Below are 22,243 nucleotides of genomic sequence, written 5' to 3' on the forward strand. Positions count from 1 at the left end.
TTTTTTCGTTTGGCACCCGGACGGAGAAAACGACTCCCGGGTGGAAGAGCTGTCCTCCTCCGATAGCAGGGAGCACCAAGAAGGCGCGAGGTCACCGGCCTACGATTGCCCGGCCAAGGGGAGGCAGGTGATTGTCGTGTCCGGAGACGGGCTCGTCGGCAGAGACGCCGACGTCGAGGGGATCGAGGAGGCCTTCCGGCACACCCGCCTGGTCACCCTGACCGGGCCTCCCGGTGCCGGAAAGACCGCGCTGGCGAGGGTCGTCGCGGCCCGCCGCGGCGCGCGGGTGGTCGACGCCGACGCGGGTCCCGCCGCACTGGCGCAGATCGGCGCGTCGGCCGACGAGTTCGTGGTCGTCGACGGGTGCGACCGGGCGCTGGAGCTGCTGGTGCCGTACATCGGGGTGATGTTGCAGCGGCGCCCGGAGTTGTCGGTGCTGGCGACCTGCCGGCAGTCGCTGGCGCTGCCGGGGGAGCGGGTGGTCGCGCTGCGCGAGCTGGGCCCCGGCCACCGCGCCGAACTGCTCGAACGGCTGGGCGTGACCGCGCCCGACGAGCTGCTGCGGCGGGCCGACGGGCTGCCGCTGACGCTGGTGCTGCTGGCGGCGGCGCTGCGGCGCGGCGAGACCGAGGGGCCGCTGCTCGACCTGCTCTGGGATGCCGGTCACGACGGCCCGCCGCGCCACGCCGCCATGCGGACCGCGATCGGCTGGAGCCACGAGCGCTGCACCCCCGGCGAGCGGCTCGTCTGGGCCCGCGCCTCGGTGTTCGACGGCGGCTTCGACCTGGAGGCCGCCCAGGCCGTCTGCGGCGACGACGACGTGACCCCCGCCGTGGCCGCGCTGGTCGACAAGTCGCTCCTGGTGCGGTCGGAGACCACCGAGGGCGTGCGGTTCCACCTGCCCGCGACCGTCCGCGCGTTCGGCGCCGAGTGGCTCGGCCGGGCAGGTGAGCGCGCGGCCACCGAACACCTCCACTTTCGTCACTTTCGCGCCCTCGCCCGGCGGGCCGAGGCCGAATGGCAGGGCGGCCAGCTGCGCTGGTACCGGCGCATGCGCCTGGAACGCGGCAACCTCATCACCGCCCTCGACTCGCGCCTGACCGACCCCGGCGGCGCCGACGACGCCCAGGACCTCGCCGGCACCCTGTGGTTCCTGTGGGCCTGCTGCGGCCTGCAACGAGAGGGCGCCGACCAGTTGGCCCGCGTGCGCCGGGCGGGCGGCTCGCCCGGCCCGGAACAGGACAAGGCGCTCTGGACCGCCGCCTGGCTGCACGCCGCGCTCGGCGACCCCGACGCCGCCGAAGAGGCCCTCTACGCCTGTACGAACCAGGGCCCGCCCCGCCTGACCCAGGTCTCGGCGTGGGTGGCCGCCCAGCGCGGCGTGTTCCCCGAGGCGCTGCGGCTGATCAGAGACGCCCGCGAGGGCCACCGCAGAGACGCCGACCTGTTCCCCGGCTTCCTGCCGAGCTACACGGTCATCGCCACGACCCTGCTGCGTATGGGCGACCTGCCCGGCGCGGCGCGGGTGCTGCGTGAGGGCCGCGAGTTGTGCGTGACGACCGGCGAGATCTGGACCCGCTCCCACCTCGACCACCTGCTCGCCCAGGTCGCGCTCCTCCGGGGCGACGTCCACGAGGCCCTGAGGTCGGCCCGCGAGGCCCTGGCGGTGGCCCGCCAGTTCGGCGACGCCGCCGCGTCGGCGGCCGGGGTGGAACTGGTCGGCGTGCTGACCCGGAACGGCGCGCTGCTGGCGTCCGCCGACCGGGCCTGGGCCGGAATGGAGGGGCTGCGCTCACCCGTCCTGGCCGAGATCAGAGACCGCGCCCCGGCGGTCGCCGCCGCGCCCGGTCTCGGGCTCGACGGCGCCGTCGACCTGGCCTTGACCGCAGACGAACCGACGGGATGGGAGGCCTGATGACCGTCAGCCTGCCTGCTGAGACCAGCAGCTTCATCGGGCGCAAGGACGAGCTCGACCGGCTGGCCGGGCTGATGACCGAGTCGCGCCTGGTGACGGTCACCGGGCCGCCCGGGGTCGGCAAGACCCGCATCGCGCTGCGGGCCGCCGCCGACTGCGCCGAGGGGTATCCCGACGGGGCCTGGTTCGCCGAACTGTCCCCCGAGCAGGACGCCAACCTGCTGGCCAGCGTCGTGGCCCGGTCGCTGGGCCTGCGCGAGCAGTCGACCCGGCCCTACGAGCAGGTGCTGGCCGAATACCTGGCCGGCAAGCGGCTGCTGCTGGTGCTGGACACCTGCGAACACCTCGTCGGCGCCTGCGCCTCCCTCGTCGACGGCCTGCTCGACGTGGCGCCGGGCCTGCAGGTGCTGGCGACCAGCAGGGTCCCTCTCGACGTGCCGTCGGAGAAGATCCTGGAGGTCGCCCCCTTCGCCCGGCCCGAGCCCGAGTCCGACGACCTGCTCGGCTACGACGCGGTCCGCCTGTTCGTCGAGCGGGCGCGAGACCGGGTGCCCGGCTGGCAGGCCGGCGACAGCGCGCTCATGGCGGTCGGACGGTTGTGCCGCCGCCTCGACGGCATCCCCCTCGGCATCGAGCTGGCCGCGGGCCACCTGCACGCCCTGTCGGCCGAGGAACTGGCCGACCGGCTCACCGACCCCTTCGACCTGCTGACGGCCGGATACCGGGGCGGCCCGGCCCGGCACCGCAGCTTCCGCACCGCCGTCGGGTGGAGCCACGAGTTGTGCACCCCGCAGGAGCGGTTGTTGTGGGCCCGCCTGTCGGTGTTCGCCGGCTCGTTCGACGAGACGACCGCCCAGGCCGTCTGCGCCGACGACCGGCTGCCCGACGTGGGGCGGGTGCTGGCCGAACTGGTCCGCAAGTCGATCGTGGTCCGCACGGGCGACCGGCACCGGCTGCTCGACGGCATCCGCGAATACGGCCGCGAGTGGCTGCGCGAACTCGGCGAGGAACGGGTGATGCGCAGCGCCCACCTGGCCCACTACCGCATGATGGCCGCCCGCCTCGACCGCGAGTGGTACGGCCCCGACCAGCTCGGATGGGCCGACTGGGCGGAATCCGACCAGGCCGAGATCCGGCTCGCGCTCGACTACGGCATCAGCCACGGCGGCACCGCCTGCCTCGACCTGGTCTCGTCGTGCTGGATCATCTGGGGCGCGCTCGGCCAGATGCGCGAGGGCCGCTACTTCGTCGAACGCGCCCTCGCCGTCGGCCCCCGCGAGGGCTCCTCCTACGCGCGGGCGTTGTGGGTCCTCGGCTGGATCACCCTGTTCCAGGGCGACATGGGCCTGGCCGAACGCAGCTCCCAGCAGTCCCTCGCCGAGGCCCGCCGCATCGGCGACGTCGAGGCGATGGGCCACGCGCTGGTCCGGCTCGGGGGAGTGCGCCTGTTCAGCGGCGCCCCGCAGAAGGTCGAGGAGGTCATGCACGAGGCCCGCACCCACCTGGCCGCCGCCGGTGCGGCCGACACGATCGACGACCTGGTGATGGACGGCGGCCAGGCGATGGCCTACATCTTCCTGGGCGACCTCACCCGCGCCTGGAGCCTGCTGCAGGACATGCACGCCAAGTCGCGGCGGCGGGGCGAGATCTGGATGCGCGCCTTCGGCGACCTGTTCCGATCGCAGCTGATGCTGGCCCGCGAGGAGGTCCACGACGCCGACGCCGCCGGCCGCGCGTCCCTGGCGGTCAAGTGGCGGCTGAACGACGTCCTGGGCGTCGCGATGGGCGCCGACCACCTGGCGACGGTCACGATGGCCATGGGCGACGCCCGCTCGGCCGCCTGGATGCACGGCGCGGCGGAGCGGCTGTGGCTGACGTTCGGCCTGACCGCGATGGGCTCGGACGAACTCGCCGCCCCCCGCGTCGCGACGGCCGAACGGGCCCGGCGGGTGCTGGGCGACGCGGGATACGAGCGGGCGTTCGAGGAGGGCTTCGCGGCGTCGATGGACGAGGTCCGCGAACGCCTGTCCTAGGGCCTGACCGTCCACGAGGAAACCTGACTTCGTCGCTGACCCTAGAATGCACTGAAGTCAGATGTGGCCGAAATCGCAAGCTCGGTCAGGGAAAAACGCGGACGCAGCTGGTTTCGATCCTCATCGACAGGACTGAAGTTGCCTCCACTCAGGCATGCCCGGTTGCCGGATACTTCCTGTTGAACCCCAGTGTGCCGACCGCCTCGCTCACGCCGTCGTCGGTTTGGGAGCGACTGAATGAGGCGTTTCGGCATCGAAGCCATGGAATAAGGTCGCTATTTTTGGTCACGCTGTCGTGACCGCTTCGAATGGGATCCCGGTGCGGATTGCTACCCTGTAATGATTGCGGGGAGATCAAGCGTGTCTCCGGCTCTACCGCACAATGCCGGGAAGGCGGCTGAAACGACGTCGGCGCGGGTATGCTGACGCCAGGCCGCCTGCCAGACCGTCCTGGCCTGAGGAGTTTCATGGCAAGCCCGTTGAAGGTTTTCGTGTCTTATAAATGGGACACGGAGGAAAGCGATTCCTGGGTCAAGAGTTTTGCCGAGACCCTGCGGATGGCGGGAATCGACGCGCAACTCGACCGATGGGAGGTCCGGGGTGGCGATTCCGTCGTCGACTACATGGCGTCGCGGATCCGAGAGGCGGACATCGTCCTTTTCATCATCACCGACCGGTCGGTGAAGGCGGTCGAGTCGGCTGAGCCCGGCGGCCACGTCAAGTTCGAGATGCAAATGGCCACGGCCCGGCGGCTCGCCGGTGAGAATATGCGGCTCATCGGCATCTACCGCGAAGGCAGCGCCCCGCCCATCCATCTCCGCGACCACCTCTACGTCGACTTCCGGGACGACTCGCAGTTCCACGGCGCGATGACCGAACTGCTCGACGACCTGCTGGGCCGCATCGTCCCGCCACCGGTCACACAGCCGATCGACATCGAATGGGTCAGGGTGGAGAGCGGCAGCTTCGTCATGGGCACCCCGGCGGCTCCGGACGCCGACCTGAGCGAATCGATGGAGAGCCCGTCTCGGCTGGTGACCATCTCGCGTCCTTTTCTCCTGTCGAAATATCCGATCACCCAGGGCCAGTATGAGGAGCTGCTCGGCGTCGCCGCGAACATCTCCTATTTCCGGAACAACCCCAATCGGCCCGTGGAGAACGTCGACTACGAAGACACGCAGCGATACATCCGAGCGTTGAACGGCAATCATCGGAGCATGACCCATCGGCTGCCCACCTCGGCCGAGTGGGAATTCGCCTGCCGCGCGGGCACGACAAGCGGTTACCACTTCGGCGACGACGAGACGCTGCTTCCGCGGTTCGCCTGGTATGAGGACAACTCGAGGGGGCAGACGCATCCCGTCGGTTTGCGCGAAGCCAACCCTCTGGGGCTGCACGACATGATGGGCAACGTCTGGGAATGGGTCTCTGACTGGTTCGAACCCTATGCCGGCCAGGCCGACGATCTGATCGATCCGCAGGGTCCGAAAACCGGCAGATGGAAAGTCATGCGCGGCGGCGGCTGGAACAACGACACGGAGTGCTGCCGCTCCGCCTACCGAACCGCGAATGACCCCGGCGGACGATACCGGGGAATCGGCTTCCGAGTGGTCCGGGAGATCCCATGACCGAAGTCCGGCTGCTGTTCATCGCCGATGACAACACGGAGACACGGCGAATCAAGAAGCATCTTCCGGTCGGCTCGTATCTCCATGTCTCGCCCCTGTGGCTGGAACAGGGGAACTCGTTCTGCTGGCGGGAGACGGGGACGGAATCCGTTCTCGAGTTCAACGAACTCCGCATCGACGCCGATGTCATTCGAAGTGTCTATTACAGCCCCGGTGCTCGCCTGAACCGGTCGGGCCTACTCGAGCAGGGTCCCCTCAAGGTCTCCGGTTTACTCGACGAGACCTACGCCGAATTCGGCCTCGAAGAGACGGCCGGCGCCGTTGTCGGCGGGCTGCTGACCCTGCCGGTGCGTTGGATGAACCATCCGTTGCACGGAAGGAACGCAGAATACAAACTGCCACAACTGGCCCTGGCGCGGGCGTCGGGGCTCCGGGTCCCGCGTACCTGTGTCTCCAGTGACCCTGAGCGGTTACGTGCCTTCTGGGTGGAGAACGACGGACGGGTGATCACGAAGAACGTGAGCTCCTACTCAGGGTGGAAGATAGCGGAGAGAATTCCGGCCATCACCAGACAGGTGCATCTCCACGACCTTGATGGGCTGGCGCTGGCCCCCCGCATCCCCACGCTCTTCCAGGAGATGATCCCGGCCAGGGTGGACCTGCGTGTGACCCTGGTGGGCGACGAGGTCTACGCCGCCGCCATTCACAGCCAGCAGGGCACCAGCACCCTCGACTGGCGTTTCGACTACACCGTGCCGATGACAAGATTCACGCTCGACGAGAGCGTCGAGCGTGCGCTGCGATCGATGATGCGCGAACTCGGCCTCACCTACGGAGCGGCCGACTTCAGGGTCACCCCCGAAGGGGAATACGTCTTTTTGGAGATCAATTCCGCCGGTATATTCGAGTTCGTTGAGGAGCTCGCCGGGCACCCGATCTCATCGGCCATCGCCGACTGGCTGCTGCGAACATAGAGATGCCCGCACCGGTCTCCCGGTGCGGGCATCTCGGCACGATCTCAGATCCCGAGCAGATCCACCTTCGTGCCGCTGAAGAGGAGTTCCTCCCACTTCATCGTGCCCGACTTGCCGTGCTCCTGTATTTCGCACATCTCCTGGTAGGAGATTTCGCCCGCCTCGCCCGACGGATGCATGCGCTTGGGCAGCCGGAATTTCACCGGCCCCATGGCCTGAAGGTTAAGGACGAACGGAATGCCCGCCCCCAGGATGCGTTCGTTCATTTCCCATCCTTATTTCGCTGGATGCTTTCCCCTGAATTATCGTCTTTTCAGTGCCTGTGCCGCATGACCTCGAGGTGACAACATCCATACCTGACTATAGATCATTTGTGTAGCTGACTATAGATTTTTCCGTTGTCGAGTCTCGAGTACGTGTCTTCGGGCGACGGTTTACCGAGGCCGCGGCTGAGACTGATGCGGCCACCGGAGAAGTCGCCCTCCCGTCCGACGCCCGCTTCGCCGAGATTCGTCTGGCCGCTCCTGGGCGCGTCTGCCACGATTGAGGTCAGTCTGCGGGAGCGGCCCAGGACTCACCGGGGTTGCCCGGTTGACTCCGGCGAACGGGCAACCCTTCCTAGGGGGCGCGATGACCTTCGGCGAGACGCTGCGCGACCACCGCACCCGCGCCGGGAAGTCGCTGAACGCCCTGGCCAGGGAGTCGAGCTGTTCCAAGTCCTATCTGAGCCGCCTCGAGTCGGGTGAGCGCCGCCCCAGCCCGGAAGTCGCCGCCCATCTCGACACCGTGCTCGACGCCGAGGGCGTGTTGCAGGCCGCGGCCAGAGACGATCGCGAACGGCCGCACCGGAGGTTCCTGCCCGGAGCGGATGAGGCGGCCTACGGCGACGCCCTGCTGGCACTGTGGGAACTCGGGCGCCGTCACCCGGCCCGGCTCGTGCTCACCATGGTGCGGGCCACGGTCGCCGACCTCGACGGCGTCCGCGCCGCGGACATGGCCGGAGTGACCGCCCACCTGACCGAGTACGCGAGCTGGATGGCCCAGGAGTCGGGTGACACCGCCGATGCGTTCGCCCTGCTCACCGCGACCGCCGAGCTGGCCCGCCGGAGCAGCGCCCGCGACCTGGAGGCGTATGCCCGGGTGCGCCGTGCCGAACTCCTTATGGACGACGACCCAGGTCAGGCCGCCGAACTGGCCGCCGGCGTCAGGGGGCGCCGGGGGGTGTCGCCGCGTGTTCAGGGGCTGGCCGCGCTGACCGAGGCCAAGGCACTCGCCCTTACCGGGCCCTCCCGCGCCGTCGAGGCCGCGCTGGACGCGGGAGCCGCGCTGCTGACCCGGCCGGATGAACATGGTCCCTACCCGGTGGGACCGTCCACGGTCCGCGACGAAGCCGTGGCGGCCGCCGGCTGGAGCCTCTTCGACCTCGGCCGCACCGCCGACGCGGTCCCGCGGCTCATCGCCGCGATCGACAGCTCCCCGCCCGACGGGCACCGTGCCCGTAGCCTCCTCGGTGCCCGCCTGGCCCGCGCCCACCTCGATCTCGGCGACCTGGAGCAAGCCGCGGCGGTGGTGCGCACCGCGCTCGACATGGCTCGCCGGACCGGCTCGGCATCCGCTCGCGCCGAACTGCGCCTCTTCGCCCGAGACCTGCGGCACTGGGCCGGCGACCCGCTCGTGCAGACCCTCCGCGCGGAGATCGCCGCCGGCCTCACCGGCTCCGGCGTCCTGCCGCGCTCGCCGTCACCACGCCCCCGGCGCTGACGCACGGATCGGCGCCGAGTTCAGAGCACGGTCTCTGCCGGGTTTCGGACGATACGCAGGCCCGCCACCGCCAGCACCGCAGGAAGGGCGCGCAGCGTCGAGCGGTCCTTATCGCGGGCGTCCTCGGTCAGGTCCTCCCACGGGACCAGATCGGGGTGCCGCCGTGCCGCCGCGTCGTGGACCGGGCCGGGGCGCCAGCCCGCCGCCAAGCGGGCCAGGGTCCAGCGCACGTGTTCCACCCGGGCCAGGCGTTCGACCTCGCCCTCGGTCAGCACGGCGGCAGGCCGGCCGGGGCGCCGGGTCAGGCGGCACCCGACGATGGCGAGTTTGCGCGGGACGTCGCGGGCGTGGGCCCGGCTGTCGGCGCGCAGCAGGCGGGGGAGCCGGTCCCAGGCCACGAGGGAGGCGTTGGTGGTCTCGTCGTCGCCGGCGGCCCGGCGGGTGCGCAGGTAGTGGTCGTGGACGGCGCGGGCCAGGTCGTCAATGGTGGTCTCGCTCAGGATGTCCGGCATTCCCCTATCTTCGCGAAGGAGTCAGGCGGTCGCCCGGGCCACGCGCTGGGCTTCGGCGTGTTCGTCGGTGCGGGCGTCGTAGCGGCGGAACTTGGGCAGGATCGCGGCCATCGCCAGCACGCCGCCCATGCACAACAACCCGCCCGCGCCCAGGGAGAAGCGGGTGCCGCCGAGTTCGGCCATGCCGCTGGCGCGGGCGTTGCCCAGCATCGGGCCGGTCGAGTACGACAGCAGTTCGATGCCGGCCAGGCGGCCCCGGTACTCGTCGGGGATGGTCTGGTTCCAGATGGTGCCGCGGAAGATGCCGCTGATCATGTCGGCGCCGCCCGCCAGGGTCAGGAAGACGATCATGAGCCAGATGTTCGGCATCACCGACGCCACCGCGACGGCCGCGCCCCACAGCAGGGCCGCGACGATGACCGCCAGGCCGTGGCGGTGGACGTGGGCCGTCCACCCCGAGGTCACCGAGGCCAGGACCGAGCCGATGCCCGCCGACGCGTAGAGCAGGCCGAGCGCGATCTGCTCGTGTTCGCCGCCGAACTGCTCGGCCATGAACGGGTAGAGCGCGTTCGACATGGCGAAGAACATGGCCGCGATGTCGACCACGTAGGTGCCCATCAGGTCGGGGCGGCGGACGGCGTACCTGACCCCCTCGACGAGCGAGGCCAGGGACGCCGGCTGGGTGACGGCCGCGCGGCGGGCCATCGGGGCCACCCGGAACAGCAGCACCAGCGAGATCAGGAACGTCAGCACGTTGACGCCGTAGGAGGGCGCGACGCCGAACGAGACGACGATCAGGCCGCCCAGGGCCGGGCCGGCCACCCCGCCCGTGCTTCTGACCAGGCCCTGGATGGCGAAGGCGGCGCCCATCTGGTCGAGCCTGAGCACCTGGTTGATCACGGCCTGCTCACTGGGACCCCGCACGCTGTACAACCCGGCGGTGAGGGCGCCCACGACGTACAGGACCCAGATCTGGGGGTTCGGGAGGAGGGCGTTGACCATCAGCATCAGGGCGGCCAGGCAGAGGCCGATCTCCGTGGTGATGATGATCTTGCGGCGGTCCATCGAGTCGGCGATGGCGCCGCCCCACAGGCCGCAGACGACCATCGGGACGAACTCGGCCACGCTCACCAGGCCCACCGCGACATAGGAGCCCGTGAGCTCCTTCATCTGGTAGGGCACCGCGACCAGGGTGATGAACGACCCGAACATGGTGATCGCGGCAGACCCCAGCAACAGCCGGAAGTCGCGCGACGCGCGGAGCGGGCTGACGTCCATCTTCAGGCGTCGCAGCAGAGCGAGGGAACTTTTGACCACGAACGGCCAGGTTGGCCGATTCGGGGGGTGATCCGCAACTCGATATTCAGTCGCGCAGGACCTGTCGCCGGAGCACCGTCTTCAGGATCTTGCCGCCCGGGTTGCGCGGCAGCTCCTCCTCGTGGAACCAGAACCGCACCGGGATCTTGAACTCGGCCAGCCGGGTGCGCAGGAACGCCTGCAGGTCCCCGGCCGTCACCGGGCTGGTGACCCGCACCACCGCGCCCACCTGCTCGCCGAGCACGTCGTCGGGGACGCCGATCACGGCCGCGTCGTCGATCGCCGGGTGTTCGAACAGGGCGGCCTCGACCTCGGCGCAGTAGACGTTCTCACCGCCCCTGATCACCATGTCCTTGGCCCGGTCGACGATGTAGACGAAGCCCTCCTCGTCCATGCGGGCCAGGTCGCCGGTGTGCAGCCAGCCGTCGACGATCGCCTCGGCGGTCGCGTCGGGCCGGTTCCAGTAGCCCATGATCACCACAGGGCCGCGCATGCAGAGCTCGCCGACCTCGCCCCGGGGCAGTTCCCGGCCGGCGGGGTCGCAGATCCGGACGTCCATGACCGCCAGCGGGCGGCCGATGCTGTCGGGGTGGGCCGCGTACTCGCGGCCGCTGTTGTAGATCGCCAGGGCGGTGGTCTCGGTCATGCCGTAGCCGTTGGACGGGCTGCGGTCGGGCAGCAGCGCGGTGATGCGCTCCAGCAGCTTCGGGGGAGCGGGCGCGCCGCCGTAGGAGATCGCCGTCAGCGACGAGATGTCGTGCTTGTCGAGCGCGGGGTGGGAGAGCAGCTGCCAGGCGTTGGTGGGCACCCCGCTCATCACCGTCGCGCGTTCGCGCTCGATGAGCTCCAGGGCGCGCCCGGGGTCCCACTTGTACATGAGCACCAGGCCGCCGCCGGTGAACATCGTCGTCATCAGCACCGCGAAGCACCCGGTCGCGTGGAACAGCGGCACGGTGAGCAGCGTGTTGCGGCGCTGGCCGGCGCTCTCGGCCGGGTCCTTGCCGGCCATGGCGACGCCGCGCATCATCGCGTACGCCACCGTCATCGGCGCCTGCCCGAGGTTGCGGTGGCTGCCGAGGGCGCCCTTCGGCCGGCCCGTGGTGCCGGAGGTGTAGAAGATGGTCGCCGGGTCGTCGGGGGAGAGTTCGACCGGGGGCAGGGTGGTCTTCTCGCCGGCCAGGACGTCGGCCCAGTCGCGCCCGCCCGCGAAGGAGCCCCGCCGCGTGACGATCAGCGGGACGCCGGCCATCCGCTCGGCGCGCTCGCCGTCGGTGATCGCGAGCCGGGCGCCGGAGTCGCCGAGGGCGTATTCGAGTTCGGCGGCGGTCCACCACGCGTTCAGCGGCACCGCGATCGCCCCGACGGCCAGGGTGGCCGCGAACGCGACGATCCACTCGGGGTAGTTGCGCATCGCGATGGCCACCCGGTCGCCCTTGGCGACGCCCTCGTCGCGCAGGGCGTGGGCGAGCGTCGCGGTGGCGCGGAAGAACTCGGCGTAGGTGAGGCGCTCGTCCTCGTACACGACGAAGGTCTTGTCGCCGTGGAAGGCCGTGGTCTCCAGCATGGCCCGGAACGTCGCGGGCGCGTGTTTCCAGATCCGCACGCCGCCGGGCGTCTCGGCCATCTCGAACAGCTGCCCCGGGGCGGTGAGCGCCGCCTGCGCCTGGTCATGCGAGATCGTCACGAGACGTCACGATACCGACCGGTAGGTACGGATCCAAGCGGCCACCTCACAACGTTGGGACCCCTTCGGTGTCATCTCGCACAATGAACCCCGGCTTGCATGATCATGTCGGCCGATGCATAATCTTCAGGAAGCAAGAAAATGAGACCTACTGCATGAACATGCAAAACCATCGGGGGGCGGGATGAAGGCGGCCATCGCCGGCGCCAGCGGATACGCCGGGGGCGAGCTGCTCCGGCTGCTGCTCGGGCATCCGGAGATCGAGATCGGCGCGGTCACCGCGGCGTCGAGCGCGGGCACCCGGCTGGGCACCCACCAGCCCCATCTTCTGCCGCTGGCCGACCGCGTCATCGAGCAGACCACCCGCGAGACGCTGGCCGGGCACGACGTCGTCTTCCTGGCCCTGCCCCACGGCGAGTCGGCCGCCCTGGCGGCCCAGCTCGGCGACGACACCCTGATCGTCGACTGCGGCGCCGACTTCCGGCTCGCCGACCCGGCGGCCTGGACCGAATTCTACGGCGGCGCACACGCGGGCACCTGGCCCTACGGCCTGCCCGAGCTGCCGGGGCAGCGCGACCTGCTGGCCAAGGCCACGCGGGTGGCCGTGCCCGGCTGCTACCCGACGACCGCCACGCTGGCGCTGTTCCCCGCCTTCGCGGCCGGGCTCGCCGGGTCCGACGTCGTCGTGGTCGCCGCCAGCGGCACCTCCGGCGCGGGCAAGTCGCCCAAGTCCCACCTGCTGGGCAGCGAGGTCATGGGCGCGGTCAGCGCCTACGGCGTCGGCGGCGTCCACCGGCACACGCCGGAGATCGAGCAGAACCTCTCGGCCGTCTCGGGACAGCCGGTGACCGTCTCCTTCACGCCCACCCTCGCGCCCATGCCGCGCGGCATCCTGGCGACCTGCGTCGTCCCGGCCGCGCCGGGCGTCACGCCCGAGTCGCTGCGCGCGGCGTACGCCGAGGCCGTGCGGAACGAGCCGTTCCTGACGCTGCTGCCCGAGGGCGTCTGGCCCTCCACCGCGATGACCCTGGGCGCCAACACCGCCGCCCTGCAGGTCACGCTCGACCGGAGGGCCGGGAAGATCGTGGCGCTGGCGGCGATCGACAACCTCACGAAGGGCACCGCGGGCGGCGCGATCCAGAGCGCCAACCTCGCGCTCGGCCTGCCCGAAGAGCTCGGCCTCCCCGTCGCCGGGGTGAGCCCGTGATGTCCGGTTCTGGAGATGAGGAGACCTCGCCATGAGCGTGACCGCCCCCCTGGGCTTCCGGGCCACCGGGATCAACGCCGGGATCAAGCCCGGCGAGCACCGTGACCTCGCCCTGGTCGTCAACGACGGCCCCTCGCGCGCGGCGGCCGCCGTCTTCACCCGCAACCGCGTGAAGGCCGCCCCGGTCGTCTGGTCGGAGCAGGTAGTCAGCGGCGGCCGGGTCAAGGCCGTGGTGCTCAACTCCGGCGGCGCCAACGCCTGCACCGGACCCGCCGGGTTCCAGGACACCCACGCCACCGCCGAGAAGGTCGCCGAGGTCATCGGCGACTCGGCGGGCGAGATCATCGTCTGCTCGACCGGCCTCATCGGCGAGCGCCTGCCCATGGACGAACTCCTGACGGGCGTCGTCGACGCGGCCAAGCAGCTGTCCCGCGACGGCGGAGTGGCCGCGGCCGACGCGATCCGCACCACCGACACGGTCAGCAAGATCTCCTTCCGCCGGGGCGAGGGCTACATGGTCGGCGGCATGGCCAAGGGCGCGGGCATGCTCGCCCCCGCCCTGGCCACGATGTTGTCGGTGCTCACCACCGACGCCGACCTGACCTTCGAGGAGTGCGACACCGCGCTGCGCGCCGCCACCGAGGTCACCTTCGACCGCCTCGACGCCGACGGCTGCATGTCGACCAACGACACGGTGGTCCTGCTCGCGAGCGGCGCGTCCGGCGTGAAACCCGACCTCGCCGAGTTCACCAAGCGCCTCACCGAGGTCTGCGCCGACCTGGCCCGCCAGCTGCTCGTCGACGCCGAGGGCGCCTCCAAGGCCATCGCGATCGAGGTCGTCGGGGCCGCCTCGGTCGCCGACGCGGTCGAGGTCGGCCGCGCGATCTCCCGCAGCAACCTGTTCAAGTGCGCCATGCACGGCGAGGACCCCAACTGGGGCCGCGTCCTGTCGGCCATCGGCACCACCCAGGCCGAGTTCGAGCCCGACCGGCTCAACGTCGCGATCAACGGCATCTGGATCTGCCGGGGCGGCGCGGCCGGCGACGACCGCTCCAAGGTCGACCTGCGCCCGCGCGACATCCACGTCACCGCCGACCTGTCGGCCGGGCCCCACTCGGCCACGATCCACACGACCGACCTGACGGCCGAGTACGTGCACGAGAACTCGGCGTACAGCTCGTGACCCCGCTGCAGAAGTCCGAGGCGCTGATCGAGGCGCTGCCGTGGCTGGCCCGCTTCCAGGGCGCGGTCGTCGTGATCAAGTACGGCGGCAACGCGATGACCGAGGAGCACCTGCGCGAGAAGTTCGCCGACGACGTGGTGTTCCTGCGCTACGCCGGGCTGCGCCCGGTGATCGTGCACGGCGGCGGCCCGCAGATCAACGCCGCCCTCGACCTGCACGGCATCGCCTCCCACTTCACCGCCGGGCTCCGCGTCACCACGCCCGAGGCCATGAAGGTGGTCCGCATGGTGCTGGTCGGCCACGTCAACCGCGACGTCGTCGGGCTGGTCAACCGGCACGGCCCGTTCGCGGTCGGCCTGTCGGGCGAGGACGCCCACCTGTTCACCGCCGCCCGCAAGCACGCGGTCGTCGACGGCGTCCCGGTCGACATCGGCCAGGTCGGCGAGATCGTCGAGGTCAACCCGGGCGCGGTGCGCGCCCTGCTGGCCGACGGCCGGGTGCCGGTCGTCTCCTCGATCGCCCGCGGTCACGACGGGCAGATCTACAATGTAAACGCCGACACCGCGGCCGCCGCGCTCGCGACCGCTCTCGGCGCGGCCAAGCTCGTGGTCCTCACCGACGTCGAGGGCCTGTACGCCGACTGGCCCGCCAGCGACAAGGTCATCCGCCGCATCACCGCGGGCGACCTGGCGGCCATGTTGCCCACGCTGTCGAGCGGCATGGTCCCCAAGATGGAGGCCTGCCTGCACGCCGTGCGCGGGGGAGTGCCGCAGGCCCACGTGGTCGACGGCCGGCAGCCCCACGTCCTGCTGAGCGAGATCTTCACCGACGAGGGCATCGGCACCATGGTCCTGCCCGACGAAGGAGGCACCCCATGACCAGCCTGTTCGACCGCTTCGAGGCGGCGTTCATGCCGAACTACGGCGTGCCCCCGGTCGCCCTGGCGCGCGGCGAGGGCTCGGTGGTCTGGGGCGTCGACGGCCGCGAGTACCTCGACATGTTCGGCGGCATCGCCGTCAGCTCGCTCGGGCACGCCCACCCGGCGCTCGTCGAGGCGGTGTCGACGCAGGTCGCGACCCTGGCGCACACCTCGAACCTGCTCCTGCACGAACGCGAGGTCGAACTCGCCGAGAAGCTGCTGTCGCTGCTGGGCGCTCCCGGGAAGGTCTTCCTGGCCAACTCGGGCACCGAGGCCAACGAGGCCGCGCTCAAGCTCGCCATCAAGTACGGCAAGCAGACCGGCCGCACCTACTTCGTGGCCGCCGAGATGGGCTTCCACGGCCGCACCCTCGGCGCGCTCTCGCTGACCGGCAAGCCGTCGATCCGCGACCAGTTCGGGCCCTTCCCGCTCGACGTCCGCTTCGTCCCGTACGGCGACGCCGACGCCCTGGCCGCGGCCGTCGACGGCGACTGCGCGGCCGTCTTCCTGGAGCCGACCCAGGGCGAGGCCGGAGTGGTCCCGCCCCCCGACGGCTACCTGGCCAGGGCCCGCGAGATCACCAAGGCCGCCGGCGCGCTGCTGGTCGCCGACGAGATCCAGTCGGCCATCGGCCGGACCGGCCACTGGTTCGCCCACCAGGCCGACGGCTACCTGCCCGACGTCCTCACCCTGGCCAAGGGCCTGGGCGGCGGCCTGCCGATCGGCGCCTGCGTCGGCTTCGGCCCGGCCGCCACCCTCTTCGAGAAGGGCGACCACGGCTCGACCTTCGGCGGCAACCCCGTGTCGTGCGCGGCCGCGCTGGCCGTGCTCGGCAACGTCGACCTCGCCCACGTCCGGGCCGTCGCCGCCGAACTGCGCGACGGCCTCGAGGCGATCTCCCACCCGCTGCTGAAGGGCGTCCGGGGCCGGGGCCTGTGGCTCGCCGCCGTGCTCACCGAAGACCGGGCCGCCCAGGTCCAGGCCGCCGCCGAGCGCGCCGGCTTCCTGGTCAACGCCGTACAGCCCGACGCGATCAGGCTCGCACCGCCGCTGGTGATCACCTCGGCCCAGGTGGCGAGCTTCCTGACCGCGTTCCCGCCGATCCTGGATGAGGCCGCCGATGGCTAGACACTTCCTGCGCGACGACGACCTGTCGCCGGCCGAGCAGGCCGACGTCCTCGACCTCGCCGAGGCGATGAAGAAGGACCGCCACGGCTACCGCCCCTTCGAGGGCCCTCAGACGGTCGCGGTGCTGTTCGACAAGCCGTCCACCCGCACCCGCATCTCGTTCGCGGTCGGCATCGCCGAACTCGGCGGCAACCCGCTCATCATGGACCTGGGCACCTCCCAGATGGGCCGGGGCGAGCCGATCGAGGACACCGCCCGGGTGCTCGACCGGCAGTGCTCGGCGATCGTGTGGCGGACCGCCGGTCAGGAACGCGTCGAGGCGATGGCCTCGGCCAGCCGGGTCCCGGTCGTGAACGCGCTGACCGACGAGTTCCACCCGTGCCAGGTCCTCGCCGACCTGCTGACCGTCCGGGAGCGCCGGGGCGGCCTGCGCGGGGTCACGCTCGCCTACTTCGGCGACGGGGCCAACAACATGGCCCACTCCTACCTGCTGGGCGGGGCCACGGCCGGAATGCACGTGCGGATCGCGACGCCCGGGGCGTACACCCCCCTGGAGGCGGTGGTCGAGCGGGCGCGGCTGATCGCGGCCGAGACCGGCGGCTCGGTTGAGGTGCTGTCCGATCCGCGGGCGGCGGCCGCCGGGGCCGACGTGCTGGCCACCGACACCTGGATCAGCATGGGCCAGGACGGCAAGGACGCCCGCGTCGCCGCCCTGTCGCCCTACCGGCTCGACGCCGACCTGCTCGCCCTGGCCGCGCCCGACGCGATCGTGCTGCACTGCCTGCCCGCGTACCGTGGCCTGGAGATCTCGGCCGACGTGCTCGACGGGCCCCGCAGCGCCGTCTGGGACGAGGCCGAGAACCGCCTGCACGCTCAGAAGGCCCTGCTCCACTGGCTGGTGAACCGATGACGATCCCGCTCACCAAGGCCGCCCGGCACGCCAAGATCGTCGAGCTGCTGACCCGCAACAAGGTCAGGTCACAGCCCGAACTGGCCCGCCTGCTGGCCGAGAGCGGGGTCGAGGTGACCCAGGCGACCCTCTCGCGCGACCTCGACGAACTGGGCGCGCTCAAACTCCGCACCGACGACGGCACGCTCGTCTACGCGGTGCCCGGCGAAGGCGGGGAGCGGGTCCCGATCTACCGGACCGCCACCCCCGCCGAACAGCCGGAGGTCCGGCTGCGCCGCCACGCCGAGGAACTCCTGGTGTCGGCCGAGGCGTCGGCCAACCTGGTCATCCTGCGCACGCCGCCCGGCGCGGCGCAGTTCCTCGCCTCCGCGATCGACCACGCCGGATGGCACTCCATTCTCGGCACGGTCGCCGGAGACGACACCATCCTGGTGATCAGCCGGGATCCCCTGGGCGGCGACGCCCTGGCGGCGGCGTTCTTGCGCCTGACCGCCCGCAACAAAGACCAGTGACACTCCGCATCGGCTAAGGTCGCCGATTGGACACGAACGTATTCGAAGGGTGGGCGTTTGCGGTGAGCTCGGAACGGAAGCCGATGCGGCTGTGGGGTGGCCGTTTCGAAGGGGGGCCGGCCGACGCGCTGACCCGCCTGTCGGTGAGCGTTCACTTCGACTGGCGCTTGGTGCCCTATGACCTGATGGCGTCCCGCGCCCACGCCCGCGTGCTGAACCGGGCCGGTCTGCTCACCAACGACGAACTCGGCCGCATGCTGGCCGCGATCGACGACCTGGAGGCCGCCTGCAAGGCCGGCGAGTTCCGGCCGACGGTCGCCGACGAAGACGTCCACACCGCCCTCGAACGCGGCCTGCTCGAACGCCTCGGCACCCTCGGCGGCAAGTTGCGGGCCGGCCGGTCGCGCAACGACCAGATCGCCACCGACCTGCGCCTCTACCTGCGCGACCACGTGCGCACCATCGTGTCGCGGGTGGTCGAGCTGGAGACCGCGCTGATGAGCCAGGCCGAGGAGCACGCCGACACGGCCGCCCCCGGCATGACCCACCTCCAGCACGCCCAGCCGGTCTCCTTCGGCCACCAGCTGCTGGCCCACGTCCACCCGCTGACCCGCGACATCGACCGGCTGCGCGACTGGGACAAGCGCGCCGCCGTCTCGCCGCTGGGCTCGGGCGCGCTGGCCGGGTCGTCGCTGCCGCTCGACCCCGTCGCCGTCGCGGCCGAACTGGGCTTCGACTCGGCCGCCCCCAACTCGATGGACGCCGTCGCCGACCGCGACTTCGCCGCCGAGTTCCTCTTCGACGCGGCGATGATCGGCATCCACCTGTCGCGGCTGGGCGAGGAGATCGTCCTGTGGGCCTCGCAGGAGTTCCGCTGGATCGAGATGGACGACGCCTACTCGACCGGCTCGTCGATCATGCCCCAGAAGAAGAACCCCGACGTCGCCGAGCTGGCGCGCGGCAAGTCGGGCCGCCTCATCGGCGCGCTGATGACGATGCTGACCACGCTGAAGGGCCTGCCGCTCACCTACAACCGGGACCTCCAGGAGGACAAGGAGCCGGTGTTCGACGCGGTCGACACCCTCAACCTGGTGCTGCCCGCGATGGCGGGCCTGGTCTCCACGATGCGGGTCAACACCTCGCGGCTCGAATCGAGCGCGCCCGACGGCTTCGCCCTGGCGACCGACCTGGCCGAGCTCCTGGTCCGCAAGGGCGTGGCCTTCCGCGACGCCCACGAGGCCGTCGGCCATCTCGTCGTCTGGTGCCAGGTCAACGACAAGGACCTCGGCGACCTGACCGACGAGGAGCTGCTGAAGGTCTCGCCGCACTTCACGCCCGACGTCCGCGACGTGCTCAGCGTCCCGGGCGCGCTGGCCGCCCGCAAGGCCCACGGCGGCACCGCGCCCGACCGGGTCCGCGACCAGCTCGCGGCGCTGCGCGAACTCGTCGACGCCCAGGCCGCATGGGCGACCGGGGCCTGACGCTCGACCGGTCGTTCTTCGACCGGCCGGCCCATGAGGTGGCGCCTTCCCTGCTCGGGAAGGTCGTCGTCCATGGGCCGGTGGCGGTCCGCCTGACCGAGGTGGAGGCCTACGGCCTCCCGGGCCAGGACCCCGCCTCGCACACCTACCGAGGCCTGACGCCGCGCAACGCGGTCATGTTCGGGCCACCGGGGCATCTCTACGTCTATTTCACGTACGGGATGCACTACTGCGCCAACTTCACCTGCCTGCCGCCGGGAACGGGCTCGGGGGTGCTGCTGCGGGCGGGCGAGATCGTCGAGGGCGTCGACGTCGCGACGGAACGCCGGGGGCCGGCCATGAAGCCGCGTGACCTGGCCCGGGGGCCGGCCCGGCTGGCGGTGGCGATGGGGTTCGGGCGAGAGCACAACGGCGAAGACATGATCGGTGGCGTGTACGAGGGTCCGGGTGCCCTGCCTGAGCAGGTGATGGAGGGCCCGCGGACCGGCGTTTCCACTGGCAGGGACGTGCCGTGGCGGTTCTGGATCGACGGCGACCCCACGGTCTCGCCCTACCGGGCCCACACGCCCAGACGCTGACCTGCGCGGCTTTTCGTGGCGACGCGGCCCCGCCCCGGCCGATAGGGTTTCTTGCGACTCCATACCGCATATTCACCGAAAGCCAGGACTCGTGACCGACATCCTCGATGAGCTCGAATGGCGCGATGTGACCGCGCAGACCACCGACCTCGAAGCGCTCCGCAAGGCGCTGGCCGACGGTCCGGTCACGGTCTATGCCGGGTTCGACCCGACCGCGCCGTCGATCCATGTCGGCAACCTGGCGACCCTGCTCATCCTGACGCGGTTCCAGCGGGCGGGTCACCGGGCGATCGGCCTGGTCGGCGGCGCCACGGGCCTGATCGGCGATCCCTCCGGCCGCAGCACCGAACGCTCGCTCAACAGCGACGAGGTGGTGGCCGACTGGGTCTCCAGGATCCGCGGCCAAGTGGAGCGGTTCCTCGACTTCGAGGGCCCCAACCCGGCGACGATGATCTCCAATCTCGACTGGACCGCCGAGATGTCGGCCATCACGTTCCTGCGCGACGTCGGCAAGCACTTCCCGGTCAACCGCATGCTGGCCCGCGAGTCGGTCTCCGCGCGCCTGGCCGGTGAGGGCCTCAGCTACACCGAGTTCAGCTACCAGATCCTGCAGGCCAACGACTTCCTGGAGCTCTACCGCCGCACCGGCTGCACGCTCCAGGTCGGCGGCAGCGACCAGTGGGGCAACATCACCGCCGGCGTCGACCTGATCCGGCGCGTCGAGGGCGTCCACGCCCACGCCTACACCGGCAAGCTGATCACCAAGGCCGACGGCACCAAGTTCGGCAAGACCGCCGGCGGCGCGGTCTGGCTCGACCCCGCCCTGACCTCGCCCTACGCGTTCTACCAGTACTGGCTGAACGCCGACGACCGCGACGTGATCCGCTTCCTCAAGGTCTTCACCTTCCTGGAGCGCGGCCGCATCGAGGAACTGGAGCAGGCCGTCGCCGAACGCCCGTTCGCCCGTGAGGCGCAGCGCGCCCTGGCCGAGGAGCTGACCACGATGGTCCACGGAGCCGACGAGGTCACCCGCGCCATCGACGCGTCCAAGGCCCTGTTCGGGCAGGGTTCGATCCAGGATCTCGACGCCGCGACGCTCGCCGCCGCCCTGGCCGAGGTCCCCAAGGCCACCGCCTCTCTCGGTACGACCTACGTCGACCTGCTGGCCGAGAGCGGGCTGGCCAAGTCGAAGTCGGAGGCCCGGCGCGCCATCAAGGAGGGCGGCGCCTACCTCAACAACGTCAAGGTCACCGACGAGGAGTACGTCCCGACCTCCGGCGACCTCCTGCACGGCCGCTTCCTGGTGCTGCGGCGCGGCAAGAAGACGCTGGGGGGCGTCGAGATCGCCTAGTTCTGTGTGAATTCGTACACAGAACTTCTCCGTGCTCCGTCCTATCGTTGCCGCACCCTTCCCACCAGCGACGATAGGTGAGCGCATGTTCGACCGTGATGCGACGCAGCCCGACCCGTCTCCGGCCCCGCGGCGCGGCTTCGCCTATGGAGCCGCGCTCGCGGAACCGGCGGTGACGGGAGACCTCTCGGACGACGACCTGGCCGCCGCTCACCGTCACCGCGCGGTCCTGCTCTGCCGCCTGGGCGCGTACGCCGAGGCCGAGGCCGCCGCCACGCAGTCGCTGGCCACCCGCCTCACTGCGGCCGGCTACACGGCCCGCGCGATGCCCCGCTGCCTCGCCGGCGACCTGCAGGGCGCGTGGGCCGACGCCGAACGCGCACTGCTGCTCGACGCGGCCCACGTCAGCGCGCACGCCGTGCGCGGCCGGGTCTTCCTCGCCATGGGCCGCCCGGCCGACGCCCTGGCCGACTTCGACCGGTCCACCTTCGCCGAGTCCTACGACGGCGACGCGCGGGTCGACCGGGCCGAATGCCTGCTGATCCTGGGCGAGCCGGCCCGTGCCGTGGCGGCGTGCGACGAGATCATCTTTGGTCCCGGCGTCCAGGGCGAGCCGCACCGGGTGCACCTGCTGCGCGCCCGCGCCTACCTGGCGCTCGGCGACCCGGTCACCGCCCTCACCGACTGCTTCCACGCCGCCGCGCTCTCGCCCGATTCCCCCGAGGTGTACGAGGTGCGCGCCGAGGCGTACCAGGCGGCCGACTCCGCCGGCGACGCCTCCGCCGACCTGGCCAAAGCCGCCGAACTGCGGGCCGCCTGAGATGTGACGCGGGTAACAGTCCTGGCACCGCAGGGTCATAGGAGCCTTAAATGGCCGCCCTGACCTGGGGAAACGCCGTGTGGACGCTGATTTGACGCGAGGTTCCGGGTTGCCTAATGTTCTCTTCGCCCCGGGAACACGGCAGCGCCGGAACCCAGGGACATCCCACCGAGAACATCCCGCCGGAAACGGCGATTGGACACGGGCGAGATGATGAAGTAAGCTTGAAGGGTTGCGCCAGAAACGGCGCGGTCCGCTCCGGTCAGATCTGATCGGGAACTGCGGTAAAGTTGGATCACCGCCCAGCAAGTATCTGTGGGCAGACGTGTG

19 protein-coding genes are annotated in these 22,243 nt (G+C 70.9%); 15 read left to right on the forward strand and 4 right to left on the reverse strand.

The features are described 5' to 3' along the window. Window positions 1–127: 127 nt before the first annotated feature. The 4 genes from AW271_RS24135 (at window position 128) to AW271_RS24150 (ending at window position 6,550) form a co-directional block, all read left to right on the forward strand. Window positions 128–1,915, forward strand: coding sequence for an ATP-binding protein (locus AW271_RS24135; RefSeq protein WP_169806391.1), 1,788 nt, complete (start codon window positions 128–130; stop codon window positions 1,913–1,915). After that, window positions 1,915–3,948: an ATP-binding protein gene (locus AW271_RS24140; RefSeq protein WP_157554568.1), complete on the forward strand. Its 2,034-nt coding sequence runs from the start codon at window positions 1,915–1,917 to the stop codon at window positions 3,946–3,948. Before AW271_RS24135 ends, AW271_RS24140 begins: the two co-directional genes overlap by 1 nt. A 467-nt stretch (window positions 3,949–4,415) precedes the next feature. After that, on the forward strand, window positions 4,416–5,576 hold the full coding sequence (locus AW271_RS24145) for an SUMF1/EgtB/PvdO family nonheme iron enzyme (protein WP_169806392.1): 1,161 nt from the start codon (window positions 4,416–4,418) through the stop codon (window positions 5,574–5,576). Then, window positions 5,573–6,550, forward strand: coding sequence for an MvdC/MvdD family ATP grasp protein (locus AW271_RS24150; protein WP_062339857.1), 978 nt, complete (start codon window positions 5,573–5,575; stop codon window positions 6,548–6,550). Before AW271_RS24145 ends, AW271_RS24150 begins: the two co-directional genes overlap by 4 nt. Window positions 6,551–6,594: 44 nt before the next feature. Here AW271_RS24150 and AW271_RS24155 read toward each other — a convergent pair whose 3' ends face one another. Further along, on the reverse strand, window positions 6,595–6,816 hold the full coding sequence (locus AW271_RS24155; protein ID WP_062339858.1) for a hypothetical protein: 222 nt from the start codon (window positions 6,814–6,816) through the stop codon (window positions 6,595–6,597). A 364-nt stretch (window positions 6,817–7,180) separates the two neighbouring features. On the opposite strand from AW271_RS24155, the gene AW271_RS24160 reads away from it, so the two are divergent. Beyond that, window positions 7,181–8,311 (forward strand): helix-turn-helix domain-containing protein, encoded by a 1,131-nt coding sequence (locus AW271_RS24160; protein ID WP_062339859.1) that lies wholly within the window; start codon window positions 7,181–7,183, stop codon window positions 8,309–8,311. A gap of 20 nt (window positions 8,312–8,331) precedes the next feature. Here AW271_RS24160 and AW271_RS24165 read toward each other — a convergent pair whose 3' ends face one another. The 3 genes from AW271_RS24165 to AW271_RS24175 are packed head-to-tail and all read right to left on the reverse strand — an operon-like array spanning window position 8,332 to window position 11,824. Continuing rightward, on the reverse strand, window positions 8,332–8,823 hold the full coding sequence (locus AW271_RS24165) for a RyR domain-containing protein (protein ID WP_062339860.1): 492 nt from the start codon (window positions 8,821–8,823) through the stop codon (window positions 8,332–8,334). Window positions 8,824–8,844: 21 nt separating this feature from the next. Next, on the reverse strand, window positions 8,845–10,140 hold the full coding sequence (locus AW271_RS24170; RefSeq protein ID WP_245653176.1) for an MFS transporter: 1,296 nt from the start codon (window positions 10,138–10,140) through the stop codon (window positions 8,845–8,847). 46 nt (window positions 10,141–10,186) lie between these two features. Continuing rightward, window positions 10,187–11,824: a class I adenylate-forming enzyme family protein gene (locus AW271_RS24175; RefSeq protein ID WP_062339862.1), complete on the reverse strand. Its 1,638-nt coding sequence runs from the start codon at window positions 11,822–11,824 to the stop codon at window positions 10,187–10,189. Window positions 11,825–12,008: 184 nt separating this feature from the next. Here AW271_RS24175 and argC point away from each other — a divergent pair, with 184 nt between their 5' ends. The 10 genes from argC (at window position 12,009) to AW271_RS24225 (ending at window position 21,913) form a co-directional block, all read left to right on the forward strand. Beyond that, complete coding sequence (gene argC, locus AW271_RS24180) at window positions 12,009–13,031, forward strand: N-acetyl-gamma-glutamyl-phosphate reductase (RefSeq protein WP_062339863.1); 1,023 nt, start codon at window positions 12,009–12,011, stop codon at window positions 13,029–13,031. A 31-nt stretch (window positions 13,032–13,062) separates the two neighbouring features. Further along, window positions 13,063–14,214, forward strand: coding sequence for a bifunctional glutamate N-acetyltransferase/amino-acid acetyltransferase ArgJ (gene argJ / locus AW271_RS24185; RefSeq protein ID WP_062339864.1), 1,152 nt, complete (start codon window positions 13,063–13,065; stop codon window positions 14,212–14,214). Next, on the forward strand, window positions 14,211–15,092 hold the full coding sequence (gene argB, locus AW271_RS24190; RefSeq protein ID WP_062339865.1) for an acetylglutamate kinase: 882 nt from the start codon (window positions 14,211–14,213) through the stop codon (window positions 15,090–15,092). Before argJ ends, argB begins: the two co-directional genes overlap by 4 nt. Then, entirely contained in the window at window positions 15,089–16,261 is a 1,173-nt protein-coding gene (locus AW271_RS24195) for an acetylornithine transaminase (protein ID WP_062339866.1), read from the forward strand. The genes argB and AW271_RS24195 overlap by 4 nt, the downstream gene beginning before the upstream one ends. Next, window positions 16,254–17,171, forward strand: coding sequence for an ornithine carbamoyltransferase (argF, locus tag AW271_RS24200; RefSeq protein ID WP_062339867.1), 918 nt, complete (start codon window positions 16,254–16,256; stop codon window positions 17,169–17,171). The genes AW271_RS24195 and argF overlap by 8 nt, the downstream gene beginning before the upstream one ends. Beyond that, window positions 17,168–17,683 (forward strand): arginine repressor, encoded by a 516-nt coding sequence (locus AW271_RS24205; RefSeq protein ID WP_030456947.1) that lies wholly within the window; start codon window positions 17,168–17,170, stop codon window positions 17,681–17,683. Before argF ends, AW271_RS24205 begins: the two co-directional genes overlap by 4 nt. 83 nt (window positions 17,684–17,766) lie before the next feature. Then, window positions 17,767–19,164 (forward strand): argininosuccinate lyase, encoded by a 1,398-nt coding sequence (gene argH, locus AW271_RS24210; RefSeq protein WP_062339895.1) that lies wholly within the window; start codon window positions 17,767–17,769, stop codon window positions 19,162–19,164. Continuing rightward, complete coding sequence (locus tag AW271_RS24215; protein WP_062339869.1) at window positions 19,146–19,742, forward strand: DNA-3-methyladenine glycosylase; 597 nt, start codon at window positions 19,146–19,148, stop codon at window positions 19,740–19,742. The genes argH and AW271_RS24215 overlap by 19 nt, the downstream gene beginning before the upstream one ends. Window positions 19,743–19,833: 91 nt before the next feature. Further along, entirely contained in the window at window positions 19,834–21,093 is a 1,260-nt protein-coding gene (gene tyrS, locus AW271_RS24220) for a tyrosine--tRNA ligase (RefSeq protein WP_062339870.1), read from the forward strand. A gap of 85 nt (window positions 21,094–21,178) precedes the next feature. Next, a complete protein-coding gene (locus tag AW271_RS24225; protein ID WP_062339871.1) occupies window positions 21,179–21,913 on the forward strand; it encodes a tetratricopeptide repeat protein in 735 nt (244 codons plus the stop codon). Window positions 21,914–22,243: the final 330 nt, after the last annotated feature.

Source organism: Herbidospora sakaeratensis, assembly GCF_001570525.1.
GTDB lineage: Bacteria > Actinomycetota > Actinomycetes > Streptosporangiales > Streptosporangiaceae > Herbidospora > Herbidospora sakaeratensis.